Genomic DNA, 16547 nt, shown 5'->3' with positions numbered 1-16547 from the left:
CCAGGCAACTCAAGCCGACACTCACAAAAAAGCCGCGACTCTTTCGAGTCGCGGCTTTTTGATTACAGATTACGCAAGCTGCTTATCAGAACTTCTGGGTGTAGCGCATGTAATAGAAACGACCCGGGATTTCGTACTGCGAGTCGAAGCTATTTGCAAACGCTGTTGCGGCCTGCGGCGGATCGCGGTCGAAAGCGTTGTTCACGCCGACGGTAACGCGGGCATTCCACGGAGCCTTCCAGTAAGCGGCCAGGTCGGTGTAAGTGACGCTCGGGACGTGGTTACGCGGAGCAGCGCCAGCATCAGTTCTACGATTCGGATCCGAGCACAGCAGTGCAACGTTGGCCGGAGTAGCGACATTGGCGCCGGTGCAGTTTTCAACCTGCGAGCTGTAATAGCGCATGGATGCCGAGCCGCCGACATCACCCAATTCCCAGTTCAGCATCAGGTTGGAGCGGATGCGCCAATTGTTGTCACGTGCCGAACCGCCACGGTACAGACCAACGCGGGTTTCCGGATCCTGCAGCGGCTTCTCAACCACGAACTTGCTCATGTAGGTCGAGTCCCACACCACGCTGAAGCTGCCCCATGCGGTATCAGGCAGGCGATAGCCCACGGTCAGGTCGTAACCTTCCGCTTCGATCCTGGCGATATTGTTGGGCACTGCAAGCAGGTTGGAGACTTCGCCAGTCGGCTCGCGCTGGATCAGCGAGCAGGCGTTGGCGATGCCGGCCAGGTAGCAGCTGTCCAGGGTCTCCTGCACGGTCTGCGTGTCGATGGCATCTTCGATCTCGATGTTCCACCAGTCGAGCGAGATATCCAGGCCGGTCACCCAACCCGGGCTATAGACGAAGCCCAAGGTCTTGGATGTGGACGTTTCCGGCTGCAGGTTCGGGTTGCCGCCGGTTGCAGTACGTACCTGCGGGTTGGCCTGAGCGTAAGCCGGCACTGCGCCGCACGAGCCCGGACGGGTGCCATTGACGGAGCCATCGCTGAAGGAGCCCGCGCAAGGATCGCGTACGTCTTCGAAGGTATCGCTCACGCCCTGGAACAGCTCGTTGATCGACGGGGCGCGGAAGCCTTGCGACCAGTTACCACGGATCATCAAGTCGGTGATCGGCTTCCAGCGGAAACCAAACTTGCTGTTGGTGGTGTCACCGAAGTTGCTGTAATCCGAATAGCGCGTTGCCAGGCTGAAATCGAGCAACTGTGCGCCCGGCAGGTCGGCCAGCAGCGGCACGGCGAGTTCGAGGTAGGCTTCGTCCAGCTTGTAGCCGCCGTTGGTGGCGGTACGCGCATTGCCGGTGGTGTCGCCGGAGTTGATCAGCGCGTCCGGATCATCAAAGCCCGACTCTTCGCGGTGTTCAGCGCCCAAGGAGAATGCAAACGCGCCTCCCTGCAGATCGAACAGTTCGCCGCCGATGTTGCCGAAGTAGGTCTTCTGCTCATAGCCGTACAGGTCATGCGCATTGAATCCGGCATAGCTCAACATTTCAGGGGTCAACGAGCCGGGGCCGCTCAGCATGTCCATCGGGACGCAGCCATCAATGGTGCTGGCGGCGGTGCCGCAGCGTGCGACACCACCTGCATCGACGAACGACGGGCCAAGTGCATTGCGCAGCGCAGAGATATTGAACAGGCCGGTAGTGCGATCGGTCTGGTCATTTTTGCCGTAGAACATACCGGCTTCCCAGCTGAAGAAGCGCTGGCCAACTTCGAAGTCGCCTTCAAAGGCGCCACTGAAACCGAACGTCTTGACGTTCTGGGTGAAGATACGACCACCCGTTTCTTCTGCGCGGTACTGGATGTAATCGATATCGCGGCCGGTGTTGTTGTAGATGTTAGCTGCCGAAATGACGATGTCGGCACCATTGGTGCCCGGCGCGGAACGGCCCAGCACGACCGGCATCGGCGCGAGGATCTGGCTCGACTCACGCTCGTTGTAGGTCACGGTGGTCTTGAAGCGCACGTTGTCGGTGATCGACAGGCCGGCGTCGGCAAACACCGACTTGCGTTCCTGCGGGGTCACCAAATAATTGGCCGGTGCAAAGTTGTAGCTGTCGGCAGCCGTGTAGTTGCGCTGCGTGGTGCCACCATCGTTGGTGATCGAGAAGCCGGGCGTGCCGTTGAAGCGCGTTGCGCCGAAGGTTGGTGTGCCGGTGGCGCTGGTGCCGGTCGGCCCGAAAATGCCGAAGCGACCACCAGGAATCGTGGTGCTGTTGCCGGTTCCGGCAACGGCGCCGAACACGGGGACCGACGAGATTTCGCGATCGCCCGCCCACACCGGCTCTTCCTTGACGTAGCCAACGCCCAACGTGGCGTGCCAGCGATCGCCAGTGGAGCCGATCGTGAAGTCGTAGGACTCACGGCTGCCGTCGCCCTTGTCGTACTGGCCGTAATAAGCATTTGCTTCGGCGCCATCGAAGTTCTGGCGCAGGATGATGTTGATCACGCCGGAGATGGCGTCGGAACCGTAAATCGTGGAAGCGCCGTCCTTCAGGACTTCGATGCGCTCAACGGCAGCAGTCGGAATCGTGTTGAGGTCGACCGCACCGCCCAGACCCGTGCCGCCGACCCAGCGACGACCGTTGACCAGCACCAGGGTACGGTTGGAGCCGAGGTTGCGGAGGTTGACACGGGTTTCGCCGTTGCCGCCATTGTTGACGTTGCTGTTGAGCGCCGAACCGCCCGAGCTGATGTTCTGGATCACGTCGCCGATCGAGGTCAGGCCCTGCGACTCGATCTGCTGACGGCTCATGCTGAAGACCGGCTGCGACGTTTCGACGTCTGCGCGCTTGATACGCGAACCAGTCACTTCGATCTTGTCGAGGTTGGTGGTGCCGGCGTCTTGAGCGATGGCGGTACCGGTACCGCCCACGCCCACGACAAGCGCGAGGACAACTGCATCGCGCAGCTTGTTGGACTTGCAATTCATTAGCTCTCTCTCCAAGTGATCTTGGGTACTGCCAAGGGTTGTTTGCCTGCCGGGGGTTCCGAAAGTGCGGATCCAAAACGTCAGGGTGAACCGATGGTATATGCGTTGTGCGGGAAATTAAAGTCCCGTTAACGAAAAAGAAGAAAGCTGTGAAAGGATGTGCAGTGGAGGGAGGCCACAACGCAAAACGCCACCGGCGGAAGCTCGGTGGCGCATTTTAAAATCTTTTTAAATTAATGGGTTAGAGGTCCTGCTCGTACCTGACGTACGGGATGGTGCCGTCGCTGTTGCTGTCGTTGTTCGGGGCAAAGGGGTTCTTGCCGCGGGAGATCACGTTCTCCGCGCCGACGGTCAGCTGGCCGCTCCAGGGGGTACGCCAGGTCAGGCCCAGGCCAAGACCTTCCCATTTTTCCGGTTGGCCGGGGACGTCGACCACGCGGCCGATCACATTCGCGCTGAAAGCCCCATAGCCACCGCCCACGCTGAGGGTCTTGCTGTCCCACTGGTCGGCAATCGCCGGAGAGACGTCGGCCAGCGGAACCAGGCGGGCGCGCGCATAGGTGCCGCCGATCGAGACGAAGCCTTCGCGGCCGATGTTCTTCTGGCCGAAGACGGTCAGGTCGTTCTGTTCGACCCGGGTCAACGGAGCCTTGCCTGCGCCGACCAACCAGGCGGGCAGGGTGTCGCGACCGGTTCCTGCAGTGACCCCAAGGCGGCCACCGGCACGGTTGAAGCTCAACGTTCCGGAAACGCGACGCGCGGCAGCGGCGCTGTCTTCTTCCTCGTCGCCGATCCCGGCGAGCAGGCAGTGGCTGGCCAGCCCGCTGATGTTGGTGCCACGGCTGCTATTGCACAGCAGGCCGAGCGAATCGCCCGAGGTCAGGCCGAACGCAGCGTCCAGCGAGTTACGGCCGAAATGCCAGCGCGCACCGGCTTTTTGCTCGCCTGTGGGCTCCAGGTACAGAAAGGCTTCCACCTTGCCGCTGCCCTTGTTCCACACCGGCAGGATCGTACTTTCGCGGAGCTGCTGGGACGTCGACTGCGCATGCACACCCGTGGCTGCCGCAAGGGCAACCAGCAGAGCGAGCGGAAGGCGCAGAAGGTGTCGCATACCAGAGATCAGACCCAGGGGCAGTTGTTAAGTTCCCGAGAGCGGGCAGGGAAGATGCTAGGGTGTTTATGATTATTTAACAAGTAGTCACGCTCCCCAGAACGCGCCCGCGATGCTCTCTACTGCAACCGTTCCGGCGCCTGCTGGGAGGGCTGCGCTGCGCTGAAAAGTACGTCCAGTTCGGTCAACGGAAAGTGATACTCACGGCCGCAGAACTCGCAGCGCACCTCTACCTCGCCGGTGTCTTCGGCGGCGGCGCGCGCTTCGGCCTCGCCCAGCGATTGCAGCATCGAAGCCACCCGTTCGCGTGAGCAGGAACAGCCAAAGCTGAGCGGCCTGTTGCCCAGCAGCTGGACGTCCTCTTCGTGGAACAGGCGATGCAGCAGGTCCTCACCGGCCACCGACAGCAATTCCGGCGCGCCGAGGGTGTCGAATAGTGCACCGATGCGGGTCCAGCCATCGTTGTCGCCTTCGTCGCCGGGCAGTTTCTGCAGCAGCAGACCGGCAGCCTGATCCGGGCCGGCCGCCAGCAGCAGGCGTGTTGGCAGCTGCTCGGACTGCTGGAAGTAGGTTTCGAAGGCTTCGGCCAGATCGGGGGCCTGCAGGCCGACCAGACTCTGGTAGCGCTGCGGCTCGCGCGGGTCCAGGCCGGGGTTCTCGATGGTGATGGCCAACAGTGCGCTCTCGCCCAGCTCGCGCAGGTCGGTGGGAGCATCCGCGCCATCGGCCAACTGCACGATGCCGCGCAAGGTGCCGGCAGCGGTGCATTCGGCAAACAGGGTGCGCAGGGTGTCGTTGCCGCGCAATTGCACCGACAGCCGCCCGTCGACCTTGGTATGGCCGGTGAACAGGGCCGACGCCACCGCCGCTTCGCCCAGCAGCTGGCGTGCCGCCGGCGGGTACTCGGCGGCGCCCTGGATGTCGTGCCAGGCCTGGGTCAGACGCACATGGACACCGCGTACGCCGGCGGCGGGCAGCAGGAAGCGGGAAAGCTGATCGTGATCGGTCATGGAGACATCGGACGTAAGGGACGCCGGTTGCCGGATAATGTGGCAGGCATCGGGATTGAAGGTCGAAGCACACTAATGGGGACGGATGCATTGGATGGCAAGCAGGGTGCGCCCGGGCGGCGCAGGCGCTGGCTGCGCTGGATACTGGCGGCACCGCTGCTGTTTGCGGCGGCCAGCGTGCTGCAGGTGCTGGTGCTGCGGGTGGTGGATCCACCGGTCAGCAGCATGATGGTGGGCCGCTATCTGGAGGCGTGGGGCGACGGCGACTGGAGTTTTTCGCTGCACCAGCAATGGCGCGACTACGAGAAGATCGCCGCCAGCCTGCCGATTTCGGTGGTGGCTGCAGAAGACCAGCAGTTTCCGATCCACCACGGTTTCGATCTGCAGGCCATTGAGAAAGCGCGCGATCACAACGCGCGCGGCGGGCGGGTGCGTGGTGCCAGCACGATCAGCCAGCAGGTCGCCAAGAACGTGTTTCTGTGGCAAGGCCGCAGCTGGGTGAGAAAGGGGCTGGAGGCCTGGTACACGGTGCTGATCGAACTGCTCTGGCCCAAGCAACGCATTCTGGAGATGTACCTCAACGTGGCCGAGTTTGGCGACGGGGTCTACGGCGCACAGGCAGCTGCGCGGCAGTTCTGGGGCAAGGATGCCGCCGGCCTGTCGGCCGCCGAGTCGGCGCGTCTGGCAGCGGTGCTGCCTTCGCCCCGTCGCTATGACGCACGCCGCCCGGGTGCCTATGTGCAGCGGCGCACGGCCTGGATCCAGCGTCAGGCGCGCCAGCTGGGCGGCGCTGCGTATCTGCAGGCGCCGTGAGCATGCACATCGTCGACGCAGCCCAGCCACCGGATGCCGCCGCGCGCCTGACGGTGGTGATCGCGGCCTATAACGAAGAGGCCAGCATTCCGTTGCTGCATCCGCGGCTGTGCGCCGTGCTGGCGGGCCTGCAGGACCTGCAGACCCGTGTGCTGTATGTCGATGACGGCAGTACCGATGGCACCTGGGACGTCGTGCAGGCGCTTGTTCAGGCCGATACGCAGGTGAGCGTGGTGCGGCTGTCGCGTAATTTCGGCAAGGAAGTGGCGGTCTCTGCCGGTCTGGACCATGTGTTGCCGGGTGCCGTGGTGCTGCTCGATGCCGATGGCCAGGACCCGCCGGAATTGATCCCCGAATTCGTCGCGCTATGGCGTGCTGGATACGACAACATCTTCGGGACGCGGGTGTTCCGCGAAGGCGAGAGCTGGCTCAAGCGCAGCGCAGCGCACGCGTTTTACCGGGTGATCCGGCGCCTGTCGCGCACGCCGATTCCAGCCGATACCGGCGATTTCCGCTTGCTGTCGCCGCGTGTGGTGCAGGCCTTGCAGCAGCTCCGCGAACGCCACCGGTTCATGAAGGGATTGTTCGGCTGGGTTGGATTCCGTCAGGTGGCATTACCGTACCGGCGCGCGCCGCGGCTGTCGGGGCGCAGCAAATTCACCGTGTGGCGGTTGTGGAATTTCGCGCTCGACGGCATCACCAGTTTTTCCACCGTGCCGCTTCGCGCCGCCACCTATCTCGGGCTGCTGACAGCGCTGGCGGCCTTTGTGTTCGGGGCGTGGGTGGTGGTCAAGGCGGCGCTGATGGGCGACCCGGTGGCCGGCTGGCCGACCATGATGTCGGTGATCCTGTTCCTGGGCGGGATCCAGCTGATTGCGTTGGGATTGATCGGCGAATACCTGGGGCGCTTGTATGACGAAGCCAAGCAGCGCCCGCTGTACCTGGTCGATACCCACCACGGCGCGGTGGGAGTAGGCTGCGACGATCAGACCAAGCGCGGAGCGGGCCATGCAGACCGTACGACAGCTGTTGGGGACCAAGCAGGTTGAGGTATTTGCCGTCGCGGCCGATGCCGCGGTGATCGAGGCGATCCGGCTGATGGCCGAGAAAGGCATCGGTGCGGTGCTGGTGATGGACGGGCAGCGCCTCGTCGGCATCGTGTCCGAGCGCGATTACGCGCGCAAGGTGGTGCTACGCGATCGGTCGTCATCGACCACCAGCGTTGCCGAAATCATGAGCACTGAAGTGGTGACGGTTTCGCCATCGGACTCGGTGGAGCGTTGCATGCAGCTGATGACCGACGGGCGCTTTCGGCATCTGCCGGTGGTCGAAAACGGCCGCGTGCAGGGCGTTGTCTCGATCGGCGATCTGGTCAAGGCGGTGATCGAGACCCAGCAGCGCGATATCGATCAATTGCAGCGTTATATCGCCAGCTGATCCCGCTGCGTTGTCGCGGTCGAAGCAGCTTGAACGCCTGAGGCGTGCTGCTGATTGGCGGCGTATCTGACGATGGCAGCGTGGCACCGGGCGTGGCTTGCATCGCCCGGTTGCAGGCAGATGTCGTGACGACGACTGTGCCGCCGTCCGTTTGCTCGCTGTTACTGCGCGTACTTGCCGCCGCAATCGCTGTCCTGCCCCGGGCCGGGCTCGAAGGTCGCCAGCAGCGCCGCCGGCGGCGCGATGCTGCCCAGCGCCACCGCAATGGCGCCGCGGACGCCAAGTGCCTTGAAATCCGGGCGGAAGCTGGGGTCTTTGAAGGTGCCGGCAATGCGCAGCGGCGAGCGCAGGCTCAGGATGCTGCGGTCCTTGGGGCGCGGGCGCAGCAGCAGGTCGAGCGTCTCGTTCTTGAGGCTGATGGTGCCTTCGCCGACGATGATGGTGTCGGTGCTGTCGAAGGCCAATGCGCGCGATTGCATCAGGCCGTCCTGCACGCCGAAGTCGCCGAAGATGCAGCGCACCGGAATCTGGCGGTCCTTGGTGACCAGGTATTTCAGCGATTCGGCAATGTCCAGGCCCGCCAGTTCCATGATCAGGTTGCCCACATGGCCGCGTCCCATGCCAACGCCGATCGAGCCGTCGGCAGTACCGAGCATCGCAGCGATCGAGTTGCCGCGACCGCGCAGGTCCAGCTCGCCGCCGATCGCACCGGAGGCCTGCTTGGCGAGCGTGGCATCGGGGAACAACTGGTCCAGGCGGATGCCACGAATGCCGGCTTTCAGCTGGGTCGTAATGACCTCGTTGCGCGCATCCATGCGGATGGTGGAGCGGATGTCACCACCGGCAACGCCGAAGTTGAGCGGGTCCAGCTGCAGCAGACCGTCCTTCAGCTTCAGCGTCGCATCCATGTCGTCCAGTGGCCAGGAAGGCGCATTGATGCGCTGCGCGCGCCAACGCACCTGTGCATCCATCGCGCGCAGCTTGGACAGGTCGTAGGGCGTGGTGGGCAGGACGCGCGCGCTGGCGGCCAGTTGCGCGGCCTGCTTCTTTTGCTCGGCATTGGCCGACTCGTTGGAACCGGTCTTGGGCGGTGCACCGACGAAACCGGCCAGGTCGTCGAAATCCAGTCGTTTGGACGCCAGGTCGGCGCGCAACAGTGGACGCTTGTTGCGCAGGTCCACTTCGGCAGTGCCGGACAGGTCGCTGTCGCCAGCGGTGCCGGTGAACTTTTCGTAGCGCCACACGTCGCCATCGCGGCGCAGCCGGCCGTCGAGGGTGTAGGGCGGTGTGGACGGCATGGCCACGCCGGTCAGGGGGTACAGGTCTTCCATGTCCTGGCCGCTGAGCGCCATCTGCAGATCGAACACCCGGAACTGGAACGGATTGGTCAAGGTGCCGCGCACATGCGTACGGGTGGCGCCGGCGCTGCCGCGCAGATCGATGCGGAAGGGGTGTTCGCTCTGGCTCAGCTCCAGCGGCGAAGCGGTATCGCCCTTCAACGTAAACGGGTAGCCCTTCCAGCGGCCCTTGCCACCGATGCCGATCGGTGCGGCGCGCTGGTCGCTGCGAGGCGGTGCAAGGCTGTTGATTGCCACGTCGATGTCCGAGCGGTTGGCATCGTCGACGTATTGCAGCCGCCCGTTGCTGACCAACAGACGGCCCAGGCGCGGCATGCTGCCGCCGCCATCGTTCTGGTCGAACACCCAATTTCCCGGATGTGTGTCGTTGCCGGCTTCCAGCAGGACGGACGGCTGCTCGAGACGAATCTCCGGCAGGCGCACCTTGCCGCGTAGCAGCGGCCATAGCTCGACATCGATCTCGGCAGCATTCACTTCCGCCATTGCGCCACGCTTGGACCAGGATGCATTGCCCAGCCGCATGCGCTCGCCGCGGACGGTGGTGGTGCGGCCCAGGTCCACATCCAGGTGCCCCAGCCGAAACTCGCGACCGGTCTTGGCGCTGACCACGCGCTCGACCGGGCCGCGGAGCCAGTTCCAGTCGAACACCAGCACGAAGATCACGATGATGGCGGCAACGATGCCGGACCCGATCAGCCAGCGGCGGCGACGCGGTGGGCGGGAGGTGTGGGCAGCAGCGGCAGGGGTCACGTTGTTCACGTGCGCATGGTTGGCGATGCCTCGTGCACGGGGCGCGAACACGCCGCGCGCCATCACACCACTTGTTCGATCACCGCAACGAAGTGGCAAGCGCTACCGGCAAGCACGAACAGGTGCCAGATGGCATGGAAGTAGCGCTGCGTATCGCGTTGATAGAAGTACGTTCCAAGGGTGTAGAAGAGCCCGCCGGCCAGCAGCCAGCACAGCGACCAGGTGTCGACCGAGGCAAGCAGGGGCTGGATCGCCACGATGATCAGCCAACCCATCGCCAGATACAGGACGGTCGACAGCAACCGGAAGCGCCCGGTAAAAAACAGCTTGAAGATCACGCCTGCCGCGGCAATCGTCCAGATCGCGGCGAACAGGCCCCAGCCCCAGGGGCCGCGCAGATTGATCAGCGTAAACGGGGTGTAGGTGCCGGCGATCAACAGATAGATCGCGCAGTGATCGAGCACCTGCAGACGCGCCTTGGCGCCTGGATGCGGAATGGCATGGAACAGCGTGGAGGCGACGTAGAGCAGCACCAGCGTGGCACTGAAGACGATGGAGGTGGCCAGTTGCCAGCCATCGCCATAGATGGCGGCCAGGGTGATCAGCACCGAGCCGCCCGCCAGGGCGGCGATGGCACCCAGGCCGTGGGTCACGGCACTGGCAATTTCGTCGCGCAGGTCGGTCGAGGGGGAAGCGTCTGCATTCATGCCAAAAAGGTACCGCAACTGCGCGCAATTCGCATTGCAGGCAGTAGCGTACGCTTGCGAAAGTTCAAGCGTGGGTCAATCGACTGCCTTGGCATGCGCATGTTCGCGGGTGGCCGAGAAGCGCACGTCCGGTGCGCGTTCCTGCGCGAGCTGCAGGTTGACGCGGGTCGGTGCCAGGTAGACCAGCTCGCCGGCCGCATCGATGGCCAGGTTGCCGGCATTCTTTTCGCGGAATTCCTCCAGCTTCTTGGCATTGGCGCAATGCACCCAGCGTGCGGTGGTGACGCTCACCGGCTCGAAGATGGCATCCACGCCGTATTCGTCCTTGAGGCGGTAGGCCACGACGTCGAACTGCAGCACGCCCACGGCGCCGAGAATCAGGTCGTTGCTCATCAATGGGCGGAAGAACTGGGTGGCGCCTTCTTCGGACAGCTGCGCCAGGCCCTTCTGCAATTGCTTGAGCTTGAGCGGATCACGCAGGCGCGCGCGCCGGAACAGTTCCGGCGCGAAGTTCGGGATGCCGGTGAACGACAGCGATTCGCCTTCGGTGAAGGTGTCGCCGATGGAAATGGTGCCGTGGTTGTGGATGCCGATGACATCGCCCGGCCAGGCTTCGGCAGCGATCTCGCGGTCGGAAGCCATGAAGGTCAGCGCGTTGGCGAGTTTGAGGTCCTTGCCGCTGCGCACGTGCAGGGCTTTCATGCCGGCGGTGAACTTGCCCGAGCACACGCGCATGAACGCCACGCGGTCGCGGTGCTGCGGGTCCATGTTGGCCTGGATCTTGAACACGAAGCCGCTGAGCCTGGCCTCGGTCGCTTCGACGCGGCGGCCGGTGGTGTCGCGTGCCTGCGGCGGCGGCGCGTGTTCGACGAAGAAGTCCAGCAGCGGCTGCACACCGAAGTTGTTGACGCCCGAGCCGAAAAACACCGGCGTCTGCTGACCGGCGCGATAGGCCTCCAGGTCGAACGGATTGCTTGCGCCCTGCACCAGCTCCAGCTCATCGCGCAGCTCGGCCAGCATCTGCTCGCCGATCTTTTCGGCCAGGCCGGGTGCATCCAGCGACGGAAAGATGGTCGAGTCCTGACGGGTGAAATTGCGCCCCTGTTCGTACAGATGCACTTCGCCCGTGATCAGATGAACCACGCCCTTGAGGCGCTGGCCCATGCCGATCGGCCAGGTGACCGGCGCGCACTGGATGCCGAGCACGGTTTCCACTTCATCCAGCAGCTCGATCGGGTTCTTGCCCTCGCGATCGAGCTTGTTGATGAAGGTCATGATGGGGGTGTCGCGCAGGCGGCAGACTTCCATCAGCTTGATGGTGCGTTCTTCCACGCCCTTGGCCACGTCGATCACCATCAGCGCCGAGTCCACCGCGGTGAGCACGCGGTAGGTGTCCTCGCCGAAGTCGGCATGGCCGGGGGTGTCGAGCAGGTTGACGATCTTGCCCTCGTACGGGAACTGCATCACCGAGGAGGTCACCGAGATGCCGCGCTCCTTTTCCAGCGCCATCCAGTCCGAGGTGGCGTGGCGGGCGGCCTTGCGGCCCTTCACCGAGCCGGCCATCTGGATCGCGCCGCCGAACAGCAGCAGCTTTTCGGTCAGCGTGGTCTTGCCGGCATCGGGATGGGAAATGATGGCGAAGGTGCGGCGGCGCGCGGCTTCGTTGGAGACTTCGGACATGGGCTGGGCGCGCCCGGTCGGACGCCTGCGGAAACTGAGGAAGCCGATGATTATAGCGGCTTCGGCGGGCAGGCCCTGCCGGGTGATCTGCCGAGGCCGGGTGAGTCGCCGCCCGGTGCAAGGCCGCTCAGGGGGCGGGGGAGGGAAACTGCAGTTCGCCTTGCGGGCCCAGCATGCGGAACGGCACCGACACCAGCTGCAGGCCTGCGTTGCGTTGCACCGAAAAGTGCAGGTGCGCACCGGTGCTGTAGCCGGTATTGCCGGAGGTACCCAGCCGCTGGCCGCTGTCGATGCGCTGGCCGGCGCCCACTTCCACCCCGTTCGGAGCCAGATGGGCGTACAGCGCCATGCTGCCGTCGGCGTGCAGCACCCGCACCAGGTTGCCGCCGCCGGCACGCGGGTCGTGCGCACGGCCCTCGCTCACGTCCTGGCGCACCTCCATGATCACGCCCTCGCGCGCCGCCAGTACCGGCGTGCCCTGCGGCAGGGCGAAGTCCAGGGCGTACCAGTTGGGCAGATCGGCGTGGCTGAACTGGCCGCCAAACCCCTGATCCACCAGGATCGGCACGTCGCGGAACGGTAGTTGGTAGTGCACCGGTCGGGGCTGGGCGCGCGGATCGCCGGGGACGAGGTCCAGCTTCAGGCCCAGCCCGTCCAGCGTGCGTTGGTTGCTGGCCGGATACAGCCGCGTGAGCAGGCGACGCTCGCGTGCGGCCAGCGACAGGGTCTGCGGCAGCTGCGGCACGGCGCGATAGTCGTCGGTGGGTGGCGCACTCAGGCGCACTTGCGCCGGCCCGTCCAGCGGATTGGTCACCCACGCCAGATAGACCGGCGCCTGCCATTCCAGCTGCAGGGCAGGACCGGCGCCGGTCGGGGCAGCGCCAGTCGGCGCCGGGATGGCCGCCGCCGGCTTCATGGTCGCATCGCTGCCCCAATGCCAGCGCTGCTGCGCTTGGACAGGCAGTGCAGCGCTCAGCAAGGCGGCCAGCCACACCGCCAGACGCACGGGCGAACACGGGTAAGAAACGCGGTGAGGCACGCGATTGGCTTGGACGAGTGGGGGCGCAAGTATGCCGCCCATCACAGTGCTGGGTGGTATCGGATGAAAATATATCTTTCCATCCGCATGAAGAGATTGACATCGCACAAGGCCGGTGGCATCTTTGCCTCACCATCGAGACCGGCGGAGGGACAGGCCCTTTGATGCCGGGGCAGCCAGCGGAGCGCGCAAGCGCCCGCGTTTGGTGCCAAATCCTGCGGGGACCTTCGCGTCCGCCGAAAGATGGTTCGACTCGTGCCTTCCGCACGTCGAACGCGAGCTCCCGCGAAGCTCGATGGCCGATCCACCCCGGATATCGCCATGAGCCTCGTGACCACAGCATCGCCAACTACCACTGATTATCCAGATACCCACGCCGCCGAGATCGACGGCCCGCTCGCTGTGCGCGGCGACATTGCCGTGTCCTTGCCGATGCGCCATGCCGGCATGCGCGAGGTGCGCCTGCGCTACGAGTTGATCGGTGCTGCCACTGCGCCGGTGGTGTTCGTGGCCGGCGGCATCTCGGCGCACCGGCATCTGGCCGCCAGCGAGGTCTTTGCGGAGAAGGGCTGGGTTGAGGGTCTGGTGGGCGCGGGCCGTGCACTGGACCCGGCGCGGCGCCGGTTGCTGGCATTCGATTTTCTTGGCGCCGATGGCACGCTGGATGCGCCGATCGATACCGCCGACCAGGCCGACGCGATTGCCGCGTTGCTGGATGCGCTGGGTATCGCGCGTCTGCACGGCTTTGTCGGTTATTCGTACGGTGCGCTGGTCGGCCTGCAGTTTGCCACCCGTCATTCCGGCCGCGTGGGCACCTTGATTGCAGTGAGCGGGGCGCATCGTGCGCATCCGTACGCGGCGGCCTGGCGCGCATTGCAGCGTCGCGCGGTGGCGCTGGGCCAGCTGCAATGCGCGGAGCATCACGGGCTGGCGCTGGCACGGCAGTTCGCCATGCTCAGCTATCGCACGCCGGAAGAATTCAGCGAACGCTTCGACGCGCCACCGGAAGTGATCAATGGCCGTGTGCGTGTGGCGGCCGAAGATTATCTGGATGCCGCCGGCGCACAGTACGTGGCGCGCACGCCTGTCACCGCTTACCTGCGCTTGTCCGAATCGATCGACCTGCACCGCATCGAGCCGGCGCAGGTGCGCGTGCCCACCGTCGTGGTAGCGGTGGAAGGCGACCGTCTGGTGCCGCTGGCCGACCTGGTCAGCCTGGTCGAAGGCCTGGGCCCGCGCGGCAGCCTGCGCGTGCTGCGTTCGCCGTATGGGCATGACGCCTTCCTGAAAGAAATCGATCGCATCGACGCGATCCTCACTACTGCCCTTCGCAGCACCGGAGAAACCGCATGAGCTTTCGTGACCCTGCCGACGCCCCTTGTACCGCCGCTACCGCCGCCGTGCGCGCAGGCATCGACCGCGACACCGCCTACGGTGCGGTGACCCCACCGATCGTGCTGTCGTCGAACTTTTCCTTCGACGGGTTCGGCAACAAGCGCCAGTACGACTACACCCGCAGTGGCAATCCCACCCGCGACCTGCTTGGCGAAGCGCTGGCCGAACTGGAAGGCGGCGCGGGCGGGGTGATCACCTCCACCGGCATGGGCGCGATCAACCTGGTGCTCAACGCGGTGCTGCAGCCCGGCGACACACTGGTGGTGCCGCACGATGCCTACGGCGGCAGCTGGCGCCTGTTCAATGCGCTGGCCAAGAAAGGCCACTTCGCGCTGATCACCGCCGACCTCACCGATCCGCGTTCGCTGGCCGATGCACTGGCCCAGTCGCCCAAGCTGGTGCTGATCGAAACCCCGTCCAATCCGCTGCTGCGCATCACCGATCTGCGCTTTGTCATCGAAGCGGCGAAGAAGGTCGGCGCGTTGACCGTGGTGGACAACACCTTCCTGTCGCCGGCGCTGCAGAAGCCGCTGGAATTCGGTGCCGACCTGGTGCTGCATTCCACCACCAAGTACATCAACGGCCATAGCGACGTGGTGGGTGGCGCGGTGGTGGCACGCGATGCCGAGCTGCATCAGCAGCTGGTGTGGTGGGCCAACGCGCTGGGCCTGACCGGCTCGCCGTTCGATGCCTTTCTCACCTTGCGCGGCCTGCGCACACTGGACGCGCGGCTGCGCGTGCACCAGGAAAACGCCGATGCGATCGCTGCATTGCTGGATGGGCACGCGGTGGTCAACCAGGTGTATTTCCCGGGACTGGCGGCGCATTCGGGCCATGCGCTGGCCGCGCGCCAGCAGAAGGGCTTTGGCGCGATGATGAGTTTCGAATTGAACGGTGGCGAAGCGGCGGTGCGCGCGTTTGTCGATGGTTTGCGCTATTTCACCCTGGCCGAGTCGCTGGGCGGGGTGGAAAGCCTGATCGCGCATCCGGCCTCGATGACGCACGCGGCGATGACCGCCGAAGCGCGCGCTGCGGCCGGAATTTCCGATGGGTTGCTGCGGTTGTCGATCGGCATCGAATCGGCCGAAGACCTGCTGATCGATCTACGCGCCGGTCTGGCGCGCGCCGAGGCCACCCTGACCACCGACACCCGCAAACAGGTCGACGCGTGAGCAGCGTGCTGCCCGAGTCGCGTCGTGCATCGGCTGCATCGGTGACCCCGACCCCACGCCTGGCCCTGCTGGGTACCGGCACCGTGGGCCGTGCCTTCGTGACGCGCTACACCGCGTTGCAGCAGCGGCAGCTCCGGCTGCCGCGCTTCGACTGGCTGGCCAATTCGCGCATTGCCCACGACTGTGGCGTAAGTGCGGAACAGGCGCTGCAGCAGGCCAATGCCGCCCCGCGCGGGCAGGCGGTGTTGCAGCCCTGGGCAGAAACGGTGGCGCTGCGCGCCGGCGATGTGCTGGTGGACGCGACCGCCAGCGACGTGGTGGCCGACTGGCATGTGGAATGGCTGGGCCGCGGCGTCCACGTGGTCACCGCCAACAAGTTGGGCCAGGGCACGGCATTGGCGCGTGCGCAGGCGCTGCAGGCCGCGCGCCATGCCACCGGCGCGCATTACGGCGACAGCGCCACCGTGGGCGCCGGCCTGCCGGTGTTGAGCAGCGTGCGTGCGCTGGTGGCGGGCGGCGACCATATCCATTCGATCGAAGGTGTGTTGTCGGGATCGTTGGCATGGCTGTTTCACCGGTACGACGGCAGTGGTGGGTTTTCCGGCTGCGTGCGTGAAGCGGTGGCAGCCGGCTATACCGAGCCGGATCCGCGCATCGACCTGTCTGGCGAAGACGTGCGACGCAAGCTGTTGATCCTGGCACGCGCGGCCGGTTGGCAGCTGGAGGCCGAGCAGGTGCATGTGGAATCGCTGGTGCCTGCCGGCCTCGCCAACGTGCCGTTGGGCGAACTGCATGCGCACCTGGAGGCGCTGGATGCCGGGCTTGGTGCGCGCTGGCAGCAGGCGCGCGCCGCAGGGCGCTGCCTGCGCTTTGTCGGCCGGGTGGACGCGCATGGCGCAAGCGTAGGCCTGCGGGAGCTGGCGCTGGATCACCCGCTGGCAGGTGGTGCCGGCACCGACAATCGTGTCGCCATCAGCAGCGATCGCTATCGCGCGCAGCCGTTGCTGATCCAGGGACCGGGCGCGGGTGCCGAGGTAACGGCGGCCGCGTTGCTGGATGACGTGTTGCGGATCGTGGCCGGGTAGCTGATTGAGAAAGCGTGGGCGGCGCGGCTCCCCTTGGGGTCTATCGTCAGCGCGC

General features: G+C 65.2%; 13 protein-coding genes and 1 riboswitch. Of the genes, 6 read left to right on the top strand and 7 right to left on the bottom strand.

What is annotated here, in order from left to right; genetic code table 11:
- Positions 1–85: 85 nt before the first annotated feature.
- The 3 genes from ACCQ12_RS14150 to hslO form a co-directional block, all read right to left on the bottom strand.
- Positions 86–2935: a TonB-dependent receptor domain-containing protein gene (locus ACCQ12_RS14150; RefSeq protein ID WP_104579825.1), complete on the bottom strand. Its 2850-nt coding sequence runs from the start codon at positions 2933–2935 to the stop codon at positions 86–88.
- A gap of 241 nt (positions 2936–3176) precedes the next feature.
- Entirely contained in the window at positions 3177–4013 is an 837-nt protein-coding gene (locus ACCQ12_RS14145) for an XOO1806 family protein (protein ID WP_372383620.1), read from the bottom strand.
- 152 nt (positions 4014–4165) lie between these two features.
- Positions 4166–5056 carry an Hsp33 family molecular chaperone HslO gene (gene hslO / locus ACCQ12_RS14140; RefSeq protein ID WP_047697393.1) on the bottom strand — a complete coding sequence of 297 codons (891 nt, stop codon included), beginning with the start codon at positions 5054–5056 and terminating at the stop codon, positions 4166–4168.
- A gap of 75 nt (positions 5057–5131) precedes the next feature.
- Here hslO and mtgA point away from each other — a divergent pair, with 75 nt between their 5' ends.
- Genes mtgA through ACCQ12_RS14125 form a run of 3 tightly spaced genes read left to right on the top strand, consistent with a single transcriptional unit; the run spans position 5132 to position 7306 of the window.
- Positions 5132–5869: a monofunctional biosynthetic peptidoglycan transglycosylase gene (gene mtgA, locus ACCQ12_RS14135; protein ID WP_184556597.1), complete on the top strand. Its 738-nt coding sequence runs from the start codon at positions 5132–5134 to the stop codon at positions 5867–5869.
- Positions 5870–5871: 2 nt separating this feature from the next.
- The gene (locus ACCQ12_RS14130) at positions 5872–6918 is read left to right on the top strand and encodes a glycosyltransferase family 2 protein (protein WP_372382007.1); all 1047 of its coding nucleotides are present in this window, start codon (positions 5872–5874) and stop codon (positions 6916–6918) included.
- On the top strand, positions 6878–7306 hold the full coding sequence (locus tag ACCQ12_RS14125) for a CBS domain-containing protein (RefSeq protein WP_039413432.1): 429 nt from the start codon (positions 6878–6880) through the stop codon (positions 7304–7306). The genes ACCQ12_RS14130 and ACCQ12_RS14125 overlap by 41 nt, the downstream gene beginning before the upstream one ends.
- A 161-nt stretch (positions 7307–7467) precedes the next feature.
- Here ACCQ12_RS14125 and ACCQ12_RS14120 read toward each other — a convergent pair whose 3' ends face one another.
- The 4 genes from ACCQ12_RS14120 to ACCQ12_RS14105 form a co-directional block, all read right to left on the bottom strand.
- Positions 7468–9360, bottom strand: a complete 1893-nt coding sequence (locus ACCQ12_RS14120) for an AsmA family protein (RefSeq protein WP_372383619.1) — start codon at positions 9358–9360, stop codon at positions 7468–7470.
- Positions 9361–9476: 116 nt separating this feature from the next.
- A complete protein-coding gene (trhA, locus tag ACCQ12_RS14115; RefSeq protein ID WP_166751950.1) occupies positions 9477–10121 on the bottom strand; it encodes a PAQR family membrane homeostasis protein TrhA in 645 nt (214 codons plus the stop codon).
- Positions 10122–10196: 75 nt separating this feature from the next.
- Positions 10197–11801, bottom strand: a complete 1605-nt coding sequence (locus tag ACCQ12_RS14110) for a peptide chain release factor 3 (protein WP_047697401.1) — start codon at positions 11799–11801, stop codon at positions 10197–10199.
- A 127-nt stretch (positions 11802–11928) separates the two neighbouring features.
- Positions 11929–12840 (bottom strand): M23 family metallopeptidase, encoded by a 912-nt coding sequence (locus ACCQ12_RS14105; RefSeq protein WP_372382006.1) that lies wholly within the window; start codon positions 12838–12840, stop codon positions 11929–11931.
- Between the two features lie 129 nt (positions 12841–12969).
- Positions 12970–13090: riboswitch (SAM riboswitch) on the top strand.
- Between the two features lie 71 nt (positions 13091–13161).
- Here ACCQ12_RS14105 and metX point away from each other — a divergent pair.
- The 3 genes from metX to ACCQ12_RS14090 are packed head-to-tail and all read left to right on the top strand — an operon-like array spanning position 13162 to position 16492.
- Positions 13162–14193 (top strand): homoserine O-succinyltransferase MetX, encoded by a 1032-nt coding sequence (metX, locus tag ACCQ12_RS14100; protein WP_123137288.1) that lies wholly within the window; start codon positions 13162–13164, stop codon positions 14191–14193.
- A complete protein-coding gene (locus ACCQ12_RS14095) occupies positions 14190–15407 on the top strand; it encodes an O-succinylhomoserine (thiol)-lyase (RefSeq protein ID WP_372382005.1) in 1218 nt (405 codons plus the stop codon). Before metX ends, ACCQ12_RS14095 begins: the two co-directional genes overlap by 4 nt.
- The gene (locus ACCQ12_RS14090; protein WP_166751949.1) at positions 15404–16492 is read left to right on the top strand and encodes a homoserine dehydrogenase family protein; all 1089 of its coding nucleotides are present in this window, start codon (positions 15404–15406) and stop codon (positions 16490–16492) included. The genes ACCQ12_RS14095 and ACCQ12_RS14090 overlap by 4 nt, the downstream gene beginning before the upstream one ends.
- Positions 16493–16547: the final 55 nt, after the last annotated feature.

This window comes from Xanthomonas sp. NCPPB 1068 (genome assembly GCF_041479385.2).
In the GTDB taxonomy this organism is placed as follows: domain Bacteria; phylum Pseudomonadota; class Gammaproteobacteria; order Xanthomonadales; family Xanthomonadaceae; genus Xanthomonas; species Xanthomonas cannabis.
This window is presented reverse-complemented; position numbering and strand designations above follow the sequence as displayed.